The organism is Mesorhizobium denitrificans (assembly GCF_003403035.1).
In the GTDB taxonomy this organism is placed as follows: Bacteria; Pseudomonadota; Alphaproteobacteria; order Rhizobiales; family Rhizobiaceae; genus Mesorhizobium_G; species Mesorhizobium_G denitrificans.
Genome location: NZ_QURN01000005.1, coordinates 199,520 through 215,118, shown reverse-complemented (window position 1 = coordinate 215,118; position 15,599 = coordinate 199,520). Strand labels below are relative to the sequence as shown.

Annotated in this window: 15 protein-coding genes and 1 other RNA gene; 13 read left to right on the top strand and 3 right to left on the bottom strand. The window is 57.6% G+C overall.

All coding sequences use genetic code 11. The features are described from left to right. Positions 1 to 81: 81 nt before the first annotated feature. The gene (locus DY251_RS07940; RefSeq protein ID WP_116623338.1) at positions 82 to 393 is read right to left on the bottom strand and encodes a DUF2853 family protein; all 312 of its coding nucleotides are present in this window, start codon (positions 391 to 393) and stop codon (positions 82 to 84) included. Between the two features lie 97 nt (positions 394 to 490). On the opposite strand from DY251_RS07940, the gene ssrA reads away from it, so the two are divergent. The 8 genes from ssrA (at position 491) to DY251_RS07900 (ending at position 5,931) form a co-directional block, all read left to right on the top strand. Continuing rightward, positions 491 to 854, top strand: a transfer-messenger RNA (tmRNA) gene (gene ssrA, locus DY251_RS07935). Positions 855 to 1,009: 155 nt separating this feature from the next. Continuing rightward, positions 1,010 to 1,537: an SspB family protein gene (locus DY251_RS07930; RefSeq protein WP_116623337.1), complete on the top strand. Its 528-nt coding sequence runs from the start codon at positions 1,010 to 1,012 to the stop codon at positions 1,535 to 1,537. 2 nt (positions 1,538 to 1,539) lie between these two features. Then, positions 1,540 to 1,728 carry a DUF4169 family protein gene (locus DY251_RS07925; RefSeq protein WP_116623336.1) on the top strand — a complete coding sequence of 63 codons (189 nt, stop codon included), beginning with the start codon at positions 1,540 to 1,542 and terminating at the stop codon, positions 1,726 to 1,728. Then, a complete protein-coding gene (locus DY251_RS07920; protein WP_116623335.1) occupies positions 1,725 to 1,952 on the top strand; it encodes a ribbon-helix-helix domain-containing protein in 228 nt (75 codons plus the stop codon). Before DY251_RS07925 ends, DY251_RS07920 begins: the two co-directional genes overlap by 4 nt. Positions 1,953 to 2,108: 156 nt before the next feature. Then, on the top strand, positions 2,109 to 3,206 hold the full coding sequence (hflK, locus tag DY251_RS07915) for an FtsH protease activity modulator HflK (RefSeq protein WP_116623334.1): 1,098 nt from the start codon (positions 2,109 to 2,111) through the stop codon (positions 3,204 to 3,206). Beyond that, positions 3,206 to 4,141, top strand: a complete 936-nt coding sequence (gene hflC / locus DY251_RS07910) for a protease modulator HflC (RefSeq protein ID WP_116623333.1) — start codon at positions 3,206 to 3,208, stop codon at positions 4,139 to 4,141. The genes hflK and hflC overlap by 1 nt, the downstream gene beginning before the upstream one ends. A 3-nt stretch (positions 4,142 to 4,144) precedes the next feature. Further along, on the top strand, positions 4,145 to 4,330 hold the full coding sequence (locus DY251_RS07905; RefSeq protein WP_116623332.1) for a DUF2065 domain-containing protein: 186 nt from the start codon (positions 4,145 to 4,147) through the stop codon (positions 4,328 to 4,330). Between the two features lie 113 nt (positions 4,331 to 4,443). Continuing rightward, on the top strand, positions 4,444 to 5,931 hold the full coding sequence (locus DY251_RS07900; RefSeq protein WP_116623331.1) for a Do family serine endopeptidase: 1,488 nt from the start codon (positions 4,444 to 4,446) through the stop codon (positions 5,929 to 5,931). Between the two features lie 95 nt (positions 5,932 to 6,026). Here DY251_RS07900 and serB read toward each other — a convergent pair whose 3' ends face one another. After that, on the bottom strand, positions 6,027 to 6,914 hold the full coding sequence (gene serB / locus DY251_RS07895) for a phosphoserine phosphatase SerB (RefSeq protein ID WP_116623330.1): 888 nt from the start codon (positions 6,912 to 6,914) through the stop codon (positions 6,027 to 6,029). Here serB and miaA point away from each other — a divergent pair. Continuing rightward, positions 6,892 to 7,815, top strand: coding sequence for a tRNA (adenosine(37)-N6)-dimethylallyltransferase MiaA (gene miaA, locus DY251_RS07890; RefSeq protein WP_245415894.1), 924 nt, complete (start codon positions 6,892 to 6,894; stop codon positions 7,813 to 7,815). The genes serB and miaA overlap by 23 nt on opposite strands. Before the next feature lie 28 nt (positions 7,816 to 7,843). Here miaA and DY251_RS07885 read toward each other — a convergent pair whose 3' ends face one another. After that, entirely contained in the window at positions 7,844 to 9,667 is a 1,824-nt protein-coding gene (locus DY251_RS07885; protein WP_116623328.1) for an ATP-binding protein, read from the bottom strand. A 326-nt stretch (positions 9,668 to 9,993) separates the two neighbouring features. Between DY251_RS07885 and DY251_RS07880 the strand changes: the two genes are divergently transcribed. From DY251_RS07880 to DY251_RS07865, 4 genes are all read left to right on the top strand, one after another. After that, a complete protein-coding gene (locus DY251_RS07880; protein ID WP_116623327.1) occupies positions 9,994 to 11,772 on the top strand; it encodes an acetolactate synthase 3 large subunit in 1,779 nt (592 codons plus the stop codon). A gap of 34 nt (positions 11,773 to 11,806) precedes the next feature. Beyond that, positions 11,807 to 12,379, top strand: coding sequence for an acetolactate synthase small subunit (ilvN, locus tag DY251_RS07875; protein WP_116623326.1), 573 nt, complete (start codon positions 11,807 to 11,809; stop codon positions 12,377 to 12,379). Positions 12,380 to 12,666: 287 nt separating this feature from the next. Then, entirely contained in the window at positions 12,667 to 13,263 is a 597-nt protein-coding gene (locus DY251_RS07870; RefSeq protein ID WP_116623325.1) for a LysE family translocator, read from the top strand. Positions 13,264 to 13,349: 86 nt separating this feature from the next. After that, on the top strand, positions 13,350 to 15,518 hold the full coding sequence (locus DY251_RS07865) for a mechanosensitive ion channel family protein (RefSeq protein ID WP_158553232.1): 2,169 nt from the start codon (positions 13,350 to 13,352) through the stop codon (positions 15,516 to 15,518). Positions 15,519 to 15,599 lie beyond the last annotated feature (81 nt).

Below are 15,599 nucleotides of genomic sequence, written 5' to 3'. Positions count from 1 at the left end.
CGGGTTCGTGGCTCAAGATAACGAACGGCGCAGAGCAGCGCTATCTGCTCCGCGCCGATTCGGATGAACTGTGGAAAGAACTCAGAGGCTGGCGAGCTTCCCATAGTGCTTCGCGACCAGATAATAGAAGGTCACGCGTGCCTTGGTGCGGTCCGCCGACATGGCCTGACATACCTTTTCCAGAATGGAATCAGCCTTGGAAGCGTCAGATTCGCCAAGTTTCTTGGCGATAAAGCCCTTTTTGATGCGATCCAGCTCTTCCCGGTCGGAGCACGACACCAGCGCTGCATCTGCATTGCGCAAGGCAATACCCAAATGTTTTACGATCTTGTCCACGACCTCCTGCGAAGCGGTCGCGTCATACTTTTTCACGTCTGCAAGATAGTCAGCCATTATTCCCTCCGTCTCAACCACAGCTTGCGCTTTAATGCATCGCCTGCGGTCCACATAACCAAGCTGCGATTTTTGGCGGTTTCAAGTCAAGTTCAAGACGCTTTTCTTTTTGTCTGTGCATGCCTATATGTGCCGCGTCAGCTTGCCTGACTATGGCGATAAACGGCCGATGAAATAAGCCATTCGGACCCGGGGGCGGTACCCGGCGCCTCCACCACAAACCGCAGCGACATTGTGCGCTGCGGCTTGTGATGGGGGCGAAATAGGATCGACGAGGGTGTAAAGATCGGACTTTTGCCCGGCATAGTACCACCGTTATCGGGCTAAACTTATAGTTGCAAACGACAACTATGCTGAGGCACGTCTCGCTGCTTAATGCGGCGCGATAGTCTCGAATAAAGCCCTGTGGGTTAGCACCTTCAGGCGGGGTTCGGAGGTACCTGGCAACAGAAACCTCCACTTTTCTCCACAGCTATGATCTTCAAGAAATTGCCGAGGTTTGCGCGCCCGCGGTGTTGTCACTCGTCAATTTCGCGTTCCAGCGCGCGATAGCAGTTTACCTAGGCGTCAAGCTTGACTAGACGTATGCAACGGAATCGAAAGAAACTTGAGCCCCATGGCGGAAGACCAAATCCGATATGACATTCTAGCCCAGGAGGCCTTGCGCGGTGTTATGCGTAAGGTGCTGGCGGAGGTCGCGCGCACCGGGCTGCCGGGCAACCATCACTTCTTCATCACATTTCTCACAGGCGCGCCGGGTGTCCGTGTTTCAAGCCGCCTGCGCGAGCGCTACCCGGAACAGATGACCATCGTGCTGCAATTCCAGTATTGGGATTTGAAGGTCACGGAGACAGGTTTCGAGGTCGGGCTTTCCTTTGCCGACGTGCCGGAAAAGCTGGAGATTCCTTTCTCCGCAGTGCGCGGTTTCTATGATCCGTCGGTCAATTTCGAGCTGGAGTTCGATGTAAAGACCGATACGGTCGTGGAAGAGCCGGTTTCGCTGGTTCCCGAGAAGAAGACCAAGACGAAGAGCGAAAAAGCCAAGAAGGCTGTAGCCGAACAGCCTGCAGAACCAGCGACCGACGATTCCGAAAACGGAAAAGGCGCGCAGGTGGTTTCGCTCGACGCATTCCGCAAGAAATAGGCATGGCTGAAATCGTCAATCTGCGCATGGCTCGCAAGCGGAAGCAGCGGGCCGATGCACAGAGCGTTGCCGAGGAAAACCGCTTGCTGCACGGGCGCAGTAAGGCGGAAAAGCGCATTGCCGAAGCAGAACAAGAAGCGGCCGTGCGGCATCTGGACGGCCACCGCCGTGACGTGCCGGACGACAAATGAGCGCTGTCGCAAAGCGCTCAGTCTCCATTCGCGGCCACCGCACATCATTTTCCGTTGAGCAGCCATTCTTTGAGGCATTGCAGGAAATTGCTGCTGTGCGTGGGCAGGCCTTCGCTGCACTTATTGCCGAAATTGATGAAACGCGCTCGCGTGATACGAACCTGTCGTCTGCGATCAGACTCTACGTATTGGAATATATGCGCGCGCGCCAACAGGCATCCTGATGCGCAATGTCGCAGATATCTGAGATTCTCTTATCCAATTGGTCACAAAATGCGGCGCGAAGGCTTGGCCGCGTTGAAAGGCGCGTGTCCACTCCCTATAGAGGATAAAAATCTTCGACGCCGGCCTTCAACCCGGCGCAGCGGGAAAGGACTTTCATGCCCTGGAATAATCAGAGTGGCGGCAATGGCGGCGGCCCTTGGGGAGGCGGCGGCAATAATGGCGGACCGTGGGGTCAAGGCCCCAAAGGTCCAAGCGGACCGCAAGGTTCGCCGCCCGATCTGGAAGATATTATTCGTCGGGGTCAGGATCGCCTTAAGAACGCGCTGCCGGGTGGCGGCACATCGCGCACAGCAATCGCCGCATTTGTCGTGCTGGCGCTGCTGGCTGGCTGGCTGTTCAAATCGATCTACACCGTCCAGCCGGACGAACTCGGCGTAGAACTGGTGTTCGGCAAACCCAAGGCAGAACTATCGCAGCCCGGTTTGCATTTCCATTTTTGGCCGGTTGAGACTGTCGAAAAGGTCAACACCGCCGAAAAGCTCGTGACCATCGGCTCGCGTTCGCGCGATGCCGCGACTTCCGGCCTCATGCTTTCTGGCGACCAGAATATTGTCGATGTCCAATTCTCGATCGCCTATCAGGTAAGTGACCCGAAAGCCTATCTGTTCGATGTCACAGACCCCGATTCGATGGTGCGTCAGCTTGGTGAAAGCGCGATGCGCGAGGTTGTTGGCCGTCGTCCCGCGCAGGATATTTTCCGCGACGACCGTCAGGGCATTGCCGATAATGTTCGCAGCATCGTGCAGAGTTCGTTGGACGAATACCGTACCGGCGTGACCGTCAACGCGATTTCCATTGAAGATGCGTCGCCACCGCCAGAAGTTGCGGATGCATTCAATGAGGTGCAGCGCGCCGAGCAGGACGAAGACCGTTTTGTCGAGGAAGCGAACCAGTATTCCAACCAGAAGCTCGGTCAGGCGCGCGGACAGGGTGCGCAGATTACCGAAGACGCCGCCGCTTACAAAAACCGCGTTGTGCAGGAAGCGGAAGGTGAGGCCCAGCGCTTCATTTCTGTCTATGACGAGTACGCCAAGGCGCCGGATGTGACCCGCAAGCGTCTCTTCCTTGAAACAATGGAACGTGTTCTGAAGGATTCGAACAAGGTGATTGTCGACGAAAAGGGAGGGCAGGGCATCGTCCCTTATCTGCCGCTGCCTGAGTTGCAGAAGCGTGCCGTTGAGGGAGCGAACTAATGTTGACCCGTCTCCAGATCATCGGCGCAGCCATCGCTATTATCGCCGTTCTCGTCTATTCGTCCGTATTCGTGGTGAACGAGCGCGAGCAGGCAATCGTCCTGCGCTTCGGCGAAATCGTCGACGTAAAAAGCGATCCGGGCATTTATTTCAAGCTGCCCTTCGGCATGTTTGACGCTGACAATGTCCAGATCATCGAAGATCGCCTGATGCGCTTCGACATGGACAACATCCGTGTGCAGGTGTCAGGCGGCAAGTTCTATGATGTCGATGCGTTCGTCGCTTATCGCATTGCCGATCCTCGCCGTTTCCGCGCAGCGGTTTCCGGTCAGGTCAGCCTTGCTGAACAGCGTATTCGCACGCGTCTCGACGCTGCATTGCGCCGTGTATATGGCCAGCGCGGTTTCGAGGCGGCGCTGTCGGAAGAACGCGGTGTCATGATGGGCGAAGTCCAGCAACAGATAGCGCCTGACGCGATGTCGCTTGGCCTTGAAATCAAGGATGTACGCATTCGCCGTACCGACCTGACGGCGGAAGTCTCGCAGCAGACCTATGAGCGTATGAAGGCCGAGCGTCTTGCTGAGGCCGAAAGGCTTCGCGCAAACGGTCGTGAGGCCGCGCAGCGTATTAAGGCGCGTGCGGATCGTGAGGTTGTCGAAATCGTTGCCGCTGCCCAGCGCGACGCGGAAATCGTGCGTGGTCAAGGCGAAGCTGAACGTAACAAGACTTTCGCCGAGGCGTTTGGCCGTGACCCGGAATTCTTTGAATTCTATCGCTCGATGAATGCCTATACACAGGCGCTCGACGGGCAGGGCACCACCATGCTGCTGTCGCCGGATTCCGAGTTCTTCCGGTATTTCAAGAATTCCGGTGGAAACGTGCCGGCTGGCGCGCAAGCGCCTGCAACTCCAGCTACGCCTGCGCCGGCCCAATAGTCCGTGGAGTACTTATTCACGGCTGTCGGGCTGGTTTTGGTGTTCGAAGGTCTGGTTTATGGAGGGTTTCCAAACGCTGCGAAGCGTTTGGCCCGCGATATGATCGAGATGCCAGAACCTGTGCTCAGAATTTCGGGCATTGCTGCAATGGCGGCTGGCGTGCTGATTGTTTGGTTGGCGCATGGCTGATTATCACGAAACAGCGGTTTGGAGCCTAAAGCCCCAAACCCGCCCCATTTTTATCCAAGAACCGGCGGGCTGAAATTCCGCCAACATCACGACTGCCGGGAGGCGCTTTTTCGATGACCAGACTCCGCAGCTATGTATTGGCCATGAGCGCGGCGCTCATGTTGGGAGCGGCAACCTTACCCGCGACGAGCATTCCGGCTTTCGCGAAGGGTCCAGAATCAGTGGCCGATCTGGCCGAAGGGCTGATGCCTTCTGTCGTGAACATTTCCAGTTCGCAGCGTTCAAAGAGCGGCGGGCCCGAAGCGGTGCCGATGCCGAAGCTGCCGGATGGTTCGCCCTTTCAGGATTATTTCGACGAATTCTTCAAGAACCGCGAGGACGGCGAGCAGGATAGCGGCCCGCAAACTGCGCAGTCGCTCGGCTCTGGCTTTGTCGTGGATTCAGCCAAGGGGCTGATTGTCACGAACAATCACGTCATTGCCGATGCCGATGACATCGAGGTCAATTTCTCGGACGGCTCCAAACTCAAGGCTGATTTGGTCGGCACCGACACCAAGACCGACATTGCGCTGCTCAAGGTCAATCCCGGCGCAAAGACGCTCAAGGCGGTCAAATTTGGTGATTCCAACAAGATGCGCGTTGGCGATTGGGTGATGGCGATCGGCAACCCATTCGGCCTTGGCGGCACCGTCACGGTCGGCATCGTGTCTGCGCGCAATCGCGACATCAACTCCGGTCCATATGACGATTTCCTCCAGACCGATGCTGCAATCAATCGCGGCAACTCGGGCGGACCGCTGTTCAACATGGATGGCGAAGTCATCGGCATCAACACGGCAATCATTTCGCCAAGCGGCGGCTCCATCGGAATTGGCTTCTCCATTCCGTCGCAGATTGCGCAGGGTGTCGTTGCCCAACTTGGTGAGTTTGGTGAAACGCGCCGCGGCTGGCTCGGTGTGCGTATCCAGCCGGTCACGGACGAAATCGCCGAAAGCCTCGGCATGAAGGGCGCAAAGGGTGCGCTGGTGGCTGGCACGATCAATGGCGGCCCGATCAAGGATGGCACGATTCAGGCTGGCGACGTCATCATCAAGTTCGATGGCCGTGACATTGATGAAATGCGCGATCTTCCCCGCATTGTCGCGGAAAGCCCGGTGGGCAAGGAAGTCGAAATCGTAATCGTTCGTAAGGGCGTCGAGCAGACCGTAAAGGTCACGCTTGGACGTCTTGAAGACGGCGAAAAGCTGGATGAAGGCTCAGCCGCAGACGACACGCAGAAACCTGCCCAAAAGCCTGCCGAAGCTACGACTGTGCTGGGCATGACTGTTGGCGATCTGGATGATGCCGCTCGCGAGAAATTCGGCATCGGCAAGGATGTGGTCGGCGTTGTCGTGACAGAAGTTAAGCCGGACTCCGTTGCGGCCGAGCGCGGCGTCGTCGTCGGTGAAGTCATCACGGAAATCGCGCAAGAGTCAGTCAAGACTCCGAAGGAAGTTGCAGAGCGCATTTCGAAGCTCAAACAGCAGGGCCGCAAGAACGCGCTGCTGATGCTCGCATCGAAGAACGGCGAATTGCGCTTCGTGACAATGCGGATGGATTGAGTCCGAAAATGTGCGTAACCGGTTGATCGAATAGTAAAACCCTTATCCTCGGGCTTGCCCCGAGGATCTGCCGCGATAATCAGATATTTGTCGCTTCACGCCACGAATTGCGCCTGCCGATAGCCTTGAATGTAGAGCAGGGCGGTCAGGTCGCTGTGGTCGATCCGCATCCGCGCCTGTGCTGCCACGGTCGGCTTGGCGTGCAGCGCAACGCCGGTGCCTGCCAGACGGATCATGTCGAGGTCGTTTGCGCCGTCGCCCACTGCTATTGCGTCGGCTGGCGTCAACCCTAGTCGCGCCGAAATCTCGTTCAGCGCCACGGCCTTTGCCTCGCGCCCTAAAATCGGGTCGCGTACGGTGCCCGCCAACTTGCCATCCGCCGATATCAGATGATTGGCGCGGTTTTCGTCAAAGCCAAGCTTCGCTGCAATCGGCCCGGTGAACACATCGAAGCCACCCGAGACCAGCGCCGTCCAGCATCCGTTAGCGCGCATAGTCTGCACGAGTTCGCGCCCGCCCGCCGCCAGTGTGATGCGGTTGGCGATAATCCGGTCGATCACGTTCGCATTCAGTCCTTTCAGCAGCGCCACGCGTTCGCGCAGTGCGGGCTCGAATTCAATTTCGCCATTCATTGAACGCTCGGTAATTGCCGCGACGCGTTCCTTCACGCCCACTACGTCGGCCAGTTCGTCGATGCATTCCTGATCGATCATGGTCGAATCCATGTCTGCAATCAGCAGCTTCTTGCGTCGCGTCGCGGCATCGTGCACGACAATATCGATGGGCTGGCCCGCCAGCGCCGCCGCTACGTGGCTGTTGCATTCTGCTGCGGTCAATGCTGCATCGGGGGTGAGATCACAGGCTATGCCCGCGCCGAGCCAATCTGGCGCATTCGCGCGGATGGCAGATGCGGCTTGCGCAGCGAGGTCGGATGACAATGCGCGTCCGACAGGATTGGAAATGAGGGTAACGATTAGCGGCATGGGTGAGCCCAAGGCAAATAGGCACGAGGGCCTGTTGAAGAATGCGATTTTGATAGCCGGACCGACCGCCAGCGGCAAGTCGGCGCTTGCACTGCGCTTTGCGCACGAGCGTGATGGCGTGATTATCAATGCGGATTCCATGCAGGTCTATGACGGGCTACGCCTGTTGACCGCGCGCCCCGACGATGTAGACCTGAATGCCGCTGATCATCGGCTATATGGGCATGGGCCGCCCGAACATGCCTATTCGACCGCCGAATGGCTGCGCGATGTCGAGGGGGTCGTACTGAAAGGCCGCGCGCCGATCTTCGTCGGTGGAACGGGGCTATATTTCACCTCGCTCACCGAGGGGCTATCATCCATGCCAGCGATACCCTCCGAGATTCGTGCGCATTGGCGGGGACGGGCGCAGGCCGAGGGCGCGGCTTCTCTTCACGCAGTGCTGTCCGAGCGCGACCCCGAAACGGCTGCGCGGCTTCGCAATACCGATGGCCAGCGCATTGTTCGCGCGCTGGAAGTTCTGGAGGCGTCGGAACGCTCGATTCTGCATTGGCAGCAACAGCGCGAAACGCCGTTGGTCGACCTCGCATCCGCCAGAGCTATTGTCATCGAGCCTGAACGTCAGGCGCTTGCCGAGCGTATCGCGCGCCGGTTTGATCTCATGATGGAGCAGGGCGCGTTAGCGGAAGCCGAGAGCCTTCTGTCCCGCAAGCTCGATCCGTTACTGCCGATTATGAAAGCAATCGGCCTGCGCGAGTTGGGCGCTTATCTTGATGGCGAGTTTTCCATTGACGAAGCTATCTCACGTGCCAAAACCGCAACTCGCCAATACGCCAAGCGTCAGATGACGTGGTTCCGAAACCAGTTCGGCCCCGAATGGCAGCGCGTGCCGATGGGGTAAACGACGCGGGTGGAGCAGCCGACAGAAACTACCGCGAGCCGAAGCCGAAAGCTCTCGGCGTTGGCGCTGTTGCCTGTGCTTCTGGTTCTTTTGCCGCCGGAGCAGCCGGGCGCGGCGCATATGGTGCGCCGGGCGTAACCGGTGGCACTGGCGTTTCGAGGAATGAGCCTTGCGCGGCAGCAAATGACTTCGGATCTGGAACGTTGCGCAGACGATTGACCACGGCCACGAGATCCACCTCGCGCTTGGTCTTTTCGCCGCCTGTATCCTGATGCCCCGGCAACTCATCGCGCCGCAGCTTCACGAATTTCAGGCGCATTGTGGTCGAAACGCCTTCACCGAACGCAATTGCCTCGCGCTGGCCCATGGATGACAGAAACGCCAGCGTCGAAGCAGACGAATCCGCGATTGCCGAGCGGATGATCGCCTGGTCTTTTTCGTTCGCAAGGCGCATCGCGAAAACGGTGGAGCACTGCGAAAGAATGGTCGAGTCGAGCTCGCCCGGACGCTGCGTCACGACACCGAGATAGCAGCCGTATTTACGGCCTTCCTTCGCGATACGCGAGAGTGCGTGACGGGTCGGTGCGAAGCCCAGTTTCGCGTCGGCAGGCATGTAGCGGTGCGCCTCTTCGCAGAGCACCAGCAGTTCCATCTTGCCTTCGCTCCACAGCGTGAGATCGAACGCAAGTCGCGCCAGAACGGAGCACACAGCGTTGACGATTTCGGACGGCATACCCGCCATTTCAAAGCAGGTGATCTGCTTGCCATTGTGCGGCAGGCGGAAAATCTTGCCGATTGTCTCGTGGATCGTGTCTTCGATCATGCGCGAGCCGAACATGAATTTGTAGCGCGGGTCCACGATGGCCGATTCGATGCGTGCCTTGAGTGCGCGGAAAACCGGGCGGTCGGATTTGGCATCCAGCGCGCCCATGCGCTCGTCCAGAAGCTTCAGCAAATCCACCATGCGGTAAGGTACTGGCGTATCGGCTGTCAGCGCGTCGCCACTGCCGCCACCGCGTCGCATCAACCCTGCGCCGGGTGTGCGGTAATGCTGTTTTGCCATCGGAATGATATCGCGCAAAATCTCGACTTCATCCATATCGATCTCGCGACCACGGAACAGCACCTCGGCAAACTCTTCCAGCCTGAACATCCAGAAGGGCAGGTCGAGCGTTTCGGCATCGATCCTGAAAGCAACGTCGCCCAGCGACGGGCCAAATTCGTTGTGCGGGTCGAACACCAGAACGCGCAGTTCCGGGCGTGCCTCGATGGCGCGGCGCAGGAGGATCGTGACGGCGGTGGATTTACCGACGCCGGTCGTTCCCACAACCGCGAAGTGGCGCGTCAGCGTATCCTGAATGGCGATGTTTGCGTCAATCGTCTCATCCTGCGAAAGTGTGCCGACATTGACCGATTGCCGCCCCGCCAGATCGTAGATCGCTTTCAGGTCGCGGGCGCGGATGCGGTGCGCAATTGCGCCGATATGCGGATAGCGGGTAATGCCTCGGTCGAAAATCGGCGGCGCGCCGGGCGTAACGTCGCGAACCTCGCCAACGAGTTCGATGCTGATTTCGATCGGGTTGTTCGCTTCCTCGTGCCATTCAGGCGTCGTCTTGGCGATTTCATAGACAAGGCCAACCGTGCGCGTGGAGCCGAGGTTGATTGAAATCATGCGCCCAACGACCCATTGGTCAGTCGTTGCGTTGCCATCGTCGGGGGAGACTTCTGCCGCCAGCGTCGCTCGCGCGCCATCACAGCGGATAACGTGTCCAAGCAAACGCACGTCATTTTGTGTTCCGTCGCGTCGCTCTTGTGAAGTCGCTTCGCCAGCGGCTGTGGTCTGCTCATACATGTTTGCGCTATCCCCGGTTTTCGGTCACGCTACGGGTATGAGGTTAAATCTGAATGCAAAATGATGGTTTACTCGCAATGAAATAGACTCTGAAAATTCTATGCAATTTCGATTGTAATTCGCCATTGACAGCTACCGCCATTCGCAATTAGTGTCCGCGCCCATGAAGATGGCACTCATTCTTGTAGTAGGAAGGCGCGTGGGCATGGCGGTGTAACCGCCGGGCAAGTTCCTCCCATGCGCTTCAAACAGGCTCCCACCGGGGCCTTTTTTATTGCCCAAATTCCAACTAAACGACCCAAAGCGACAAAACAGGACCAGACCCGATGAGCAAGCAGAGCGAACGGCGAGAAATGACCGGCGCCGAAATGGTGGTGCAGGCATTGAAGGACAACGGAGTCCAGCACCTGTTTGGCTATCCCGGCGGCGCGGTCCTTCCGATTTACGACGAGCTGTTCCAGCAGGATGACATCCAGCACATTCTTGTGCGTCATGAGCAGGGGGCAGGGCACGCCGCAGAAGGTTATGCTCGCTCCACCGGCAAGCCGGGCGTCATGCTGGTCACGTCGGGGCCGGGCGCAACCAATGCCGTCACACCGCTGCAAGACGCATTGATGGACTCTATTCCGTTGGTCTGCATCACGGGTCAGGTGCCAACCTCGCTCATCGGCTCGGACGCTTTTCAGGAATGCGATACGGTTGGCATCACGCGGCCCTGCACCAAGCACAATTGGCTGGTGAAAGACGTGAACGATCTGTCGCGCATTTTGCATCAGGCGTTCGTCGTCGCCACCACGGGCCGCCCCGGTCCGGTCGTTGTCGATGTGCCGAAAGATGTGCAGTTCGCCAAGGGCATTTACACGCCGCCCGAAATGGCGCCACGCACAAGCTATCAGCCGAAAACGCAGGGTGACCTCGAGCAGATCAAGGCAGCTGTTGATTTGATGTCCAAAGCCAAGCGTCCGGTCATCTACTCCGGCGGTGGCGTCATCAATTCCGGGCCTGAGGCCAGCCATTTGCTGCGCGAATTGGTTGACCTCACCGGCTTCCCCATCACCTCGACTCTCATGGGTCTGGGCGCTTATCCGGCGTCGGGCAAAAACTGGCTGGGAATGCTCGGCATGCACGGCTCTTATGAAGCCAACATGGTGATGCATGATTGCGACGTCATGGTCTGCATCGGTGCGCGTTTCGACGATCGTATCACTGGTCGCCTGAATGCGTTCTCGCCGAACTCGAAGAAGATCCACATCGATATCGATCCGTCGTCGCTGAACAAGAATGTCCGCGTTGATATCCCGATCCTTGGTGATGTCGGTCTGGTGCTGGAAGATATGGTTCGCCTGTGGCGCGCGACCGCCCGCAAGGACAAGAAAGAACTGTATCCGTGGTGGGAGCAGATCGCGCGCTGGCGTGCGCGCAACTCGTTTGCCTACACGAAGAACAAAGACGTCATCATGCCGCAATACGCCATTGAGCGGCTGTTTGAACTGACCAGGGATAAGGACACTTACATCACCACCGAGGTCGGCCAGCACCAGATGTGGGCCGCGCAGCTATTTGGTTTCGACAAGCCCAATCGCTGGATGACGTCGGGCGGTCTTGGCACGATGGGCTATGGCCTGCCAGCGGCGCTGGGTGTGCAGATCGCGCACCCGGAATCGCTGGTTATCGACATTGCGGGCGATGCGTCCGTTCAGATGACCATTCAGGAAATGAGCGCGGCGGTGCAGTATGATGCGCCAATCAAAATCTTCATCCTGAACAATCAATATATGGGCATGGTGCGCCAGTGGCAGCAGCTGTTGCACGGCAACCGACTGTCGCATTCCTATACGGAAGCGATGCCGGATTTCGTGAAGTTGGCGGAAGCATATGGGGGTCACGGCATTCGTTGCGACAAGCCGGACGAACTGGACGATGCGATCAAGGAAATGATCTCCGTCAACAAGCCGGTGATCTTCGATTGCCGTGTCGCGGCGCTCGCCAACTGCTTCCCGATGATACCGTCAGGCAAGGCGCATAATGAAATGTTGCTGCCTGATGAGGCCACCGACGAAGCCGTGGCGAACGCCATCGACGCCAAGGGCAGAGAACTCGTTTAGCCGAACCCGAAGATCGAAAGACGGAAAGAAATACATGTCTGCTCAAATGCAACCAACCGGTTCGGCCTACTTCATCGCCAAGGAAACGGCGCGGCCCGAAACACATACGCTGTCCGTGCTCGTGGACAACGAACCGGGCGTTCTCGCCCGCGTTATCGGCCTGTTCTCGGGTCGCGGCTACAACATTGAAAGCCTAACGGTCTCCGAGACGGAACACGAGAAGCACCTGTCGCGCATCACTGTCGTTACGCGCGGCACCCCGCATGTTCTCGAGCAGATCAAGAGCCAGCTTGAGCGCATCGTGCCGGTTCACCGCGTGGTGGATCTTTCCGTTCGCGCTGAGGAGCTCGGCCAGGACAGGCCGCTCGCGCGCGAGCTTGCGCTGATTAAGGTAGCTGGCACGGGTGACGCGCGCGTCGAAGCGCTTCGTTTGGCGGAAGCGTTCCGCGCGAAGGTCATTGACGCAAACACCGGTCATTTCATTTTCGAGATCACCGGGGCGGTCGCGAAGATCGAGCAATTTATCGGCATCATGGCTCCTCTCGGCTTGGTGGAAGTTTGCCGCACAGGCGTCGCCGCCATGAACCGCGGCGCGCAGGGCATGTAGGCAAAACAATCCTCATCCCGCTACCGCGAACTTCTCCCACAAGGTGAGAAGGAGAAAATTGCAACAACGTTTCAGCCTTTAACGTTGCAGATTGCGCGAGACGTCTCAGCTGTTCCCCTTCTCCCCTTGTGGGAGAAGGGGCCGGCAGGCGGATGAGGGGTATATCTAACTATCGTCGTCGGGGCGGCTAGGCTCATCTGCCTCAATTGTCACCGGGACAACAATGGGTTGGACAGTTGCGTATTGCTTTGGCAACTGTCCGCGCCGATCTATTTCGGATTCCTGACATGACATACGAAACACTTGTCGCCTTGCTGGTTTATGCGTTTGTGACCTCGATCACTCCGGGGCCGAACAACTTCATGTTGTTGGCTTCAGGTGTGAATTTCGGTTTCGTCCGCACGATCCCGCATATGTGCGGAATTGGCTTTGGCTTCTTCACGTTGCTGATGGGTGTTGGTTTTGGTCTTGGCGCGATCCTGACCGCCTTTCCGCAACTGCACTTTGCATTGAAAGTTCTTGGCGGCACGTATCTGCTTTATCTTGCGTGGAAGATCGCGATGTCGCGCAAGATGGGCAGCGGTGGCGATGAAAAGCTGCGGCCTATGAGCTTTGTTGAGGCCTCGCTTTTCCAATGGGTAAATCCGAAAGCATGGGTCATGGCGATAACCGCCATGGCGCTCTATCAGGATGCGCAGAACCCTTATCAGTCCGTGCTGTTGATTGGGCTGGTTTTCGCGCTTACGAATTTTCCTTCGGTTTCGACGTGGGCAGCGTTTGGCGTTGGGCTTCGTGGCTTCCTGTCCAACCCGGTCCGGCTCAAATGGTTCAACATCGCAATGGGTGTGCTGCTTGCTGCGACGCTCTGGCCTATGCTGAAATAATCGCCTCGACATCAACGAAATCTGCGACTGGACGGCGGCGCCGCAGTGGATATTGTCAGGCGAGAATAGTTGAGGGGTCGGCGGTAATGGCTTTGCAGCGTTTGCGTTCGCTAATCGTGACAGCCGTCTTGATGATGCTGGCTCTAATCATGCCCGCCTTTAGCCAGGCACAGAGTGCGCCATCACCCGAAAAAGTTGATCAGCTGATTCAGCTCCTGTCAGATCCGACGGTTAAGGATTGGCTCGCGAAACAATCATCGCAAGCGGCTCAGCCTGCAGATGCCGCGCCCGCGCAACCCGACGACGCAATGTCGAAGTCGATGGTTTCTACCGGGCTTGAGCGGATAAGGGAGCATGTGCAGCGCATCATTCGGGCGGTGCCGCAGTTGCCTGAAGAGTTTGCGCGCGCGCGCACCATCACCATGCTCGAATTCGCGAATCGCGGATTGTTCGGCGTGTTCCTGATCGTTGCCACGTTCATCGTTGCGGGTGTTGTATTATCGGCGATCATTTACCGGCTGACAGCGCGCTTGCGGCAGTGGATCATCAAGCTGCCCCACACGACGCCGCTTGGGCGGGCAAAACGGTTCGGCGGGCGCAATCTCTATGCGACGCTTCTGATTTGCGCTTTCGTGGTCGGCAGCGCCGGAGCGTTTCTGATGTTTCAATGGCCGCCCTTGCTGCGCGAAATCGTGCTGGCTTATCTCACTGCCGCTATCGGGGTGTGGGCTGTGCGAGCCTATGTTGCCAGCACGTTGATCCCTACGTTCATGCAAATTGATAATGCTGAGGCACTTCGGGCACTGCCAATTTCGAATGCGGCGGCAGATCATTGGTTCCGGTGGCTGCTCATAATTGCGGTTTGGTTTGGGCTCGTGGCGGCGACTCTTTCATTTGCTCCGCTGCTCGGCTTTACCAAGGACGGCATGTTGGCAATGTCAGTTCCAACCAGCACGATTCTGCTGATCTTGACGCTTCTTGCCGTCTGGTTGCGCCCGCGCGATGCGAGCCTCATTCCCCACAAACGAAAGCTTGGGCACACTGCCATAACTTGGTTGCTCACTCTGTTTTTCATCATTTTCTGGCTAATGCGGCTTGCCGGCCTTTGGTTTGCAATGTGGCTGACGATTGCCGCCGTGGGTGTGCCCTTCCTGATCTATCTCGCGCACAGAGCAGTTCACTATTTGCTGCGGGCCGATCCTGCCGATGAGCCGGGTTCTGCTATGCCAGCCATAAGTGTTGCATTGATTGATCGCGGCATCCGTGTCGCACTTATCGCGCTGAGTGCGTATCTGCTGGCGCGTGCATTTGGGCTTGGCATATCCAGTATGCAAAGCCAGGAGCATCCGACGCTGAACTTGATCCTGCGTGCGTTGCTCAACGCTGCTGTCATCGTACTCGCCGCAGATTTCGGCTGGAGCATTATCAAGGCTGTTATTGAGCGTCGTCTTGGCGTTGCGCGGATATCCGGCGGCGAAGCCGCTCACGAGATCGATACTCGTCAGATGCGATTGCTGACGCTGTTGCCGATTATCAAAAACATGGTTTTCGCGGTCATCGTTGTGATGGCGGTACTGATGATCCTGTCGTCGATAGGCATTCAGATTGGGCCGCTTATCGCAGGTGCGGGCGTTGTCGGCGTCGCGGTCGGCTTCGGTGCGCAAACGCTCGTAAAAGATATCATATCCGGCATTTTCTATCTTCTCGATGATGCGTTCCGCGTCGGCGAATACATCAGTAGCGGAAAGTACATGGGTACGGTGGAAAGCTTCAGTCTTCGCTCCGTAAAGCTCCGACACCACCGCGGTGCGCTGTACACCATCCCGTTCGGCGAACTCGGTGCGGTGCAGAACCAGAGCCGCGACTGGACCACCGACAAATTTAATATCACGGTCGGCTATGACACTGACATCGATGCCGCCCGCAAGCTTATCAAGAAGGTCGGGCTGCAGATTGCAGAAGATCCAGAGTTCGCCCCTTACGTTATCGAGCCTATAAAAATGCAGGGTGTGCAGGATTTCGGCGAATATGGTGTTGTTTTGCGGCTCAAATCCACGCGCAAGCCGGGTCAAGCATTCGGCATGAAGCGCAGGTTCTATATCGCGATCAAGCAAGCCTTCAAGGAAGCAGGAATCATTATTCCTATCGCCTCTGTCCATGTCCATCATGATGAGGCAGCAGACGATAAGGTTGCTGCAACGGCAACGCGTATCCGCCGGCGCAAGGCTGCGGCCAGTGGGGGAGACGGAAGCTAAATAAAGCCGGGACTTGTGTTCCTGTTATGTTCTGGTATCGGATGATTCAGGCACTTGTCTATTAAACCCGAATCCTGCCAC